This is a genomic window from Teichococcus vastitatis (assembly GCF_003604215.1).
Lineage (GTDB): Bacteria > Pseudomonadota > Alphaproteobacteria > Acetobacterales > Acetobacteraceae > Pseudoroseomonas > Pseudoroseomonas vastitatis.
Window position 1 is genome coordinate 1 of sequence record NZ_QXGS01000221.1, and the last position, 621, is coordinate 621.

At 67.0% G+C, this 621-nt stretch carries 1 protein-coding gene; it reads right to left on the reverse strand.

Annotation, left to right across the window (positions count from 1 at the left end):
• On the reverse strand, positions 1-466 hold a 466-nt coding region (dctP, locus tag D2K64_RS24005; RefSeq protein WP_202910831.1), incomplete at its 3' end, for a TRAP transporter substrate-binding protein DctP.
• Positions 467-621: the final 155 nt, after the last annotated feature.

Here is a 621-nt window from a genome sequence, read left to right on the forward strand (position 1 = left end):
TGCTGGTGTGGCGGATACCATTGTCCCAGAAGCCGAGGGAGATGACGCCAACCCCCTCAAAACGTTTCCCCAGTTCCTCCCCCACGGCGCCATCGACCACACGGTAGGCCGCGGTGGGATCCGGAAAGAGGAAGGGCAGGCCGAGTGCCGCGAGTTCGGGCAGCACCGCCGAGGACGCGCCCTGGCTGTTGACCGATATGTCCAGCGTGCCGGTTCGCAATGCCGTCAGCATCGCCGCGTCGTCACCGAGCTGGGCGGAGCCGGCCACCCGCATCTCGATCCGGCCCTTGCTTTGCTCCCGCAACCGGGACGCCAGGCGCTCGGCCGCCACGCTGCGCGGGTTGCCCGGCGCGGCCCCATGGCCCAACGTGAGCCGCACCTGGCCCTGAGCGCGTACAATGGTGGGAGCGGCAAGGATGCCGGCGGCGCTAAACAACGCCATACGGCGAGTGACTACGGATTTCATGATTTTGTTTCCTCCTGTGCAAAAGGCCGGTTCAGAGCCAGCTCTTGATGCTTTTCACCATGGCTGCCGCCGAGATCCCGTACCGGTCATGCAGCGTCGGAAGCGCGCCGGCATCGAGGAAGGCGTCGGGCAGGGCCACCTGCCGGAACCGGGGC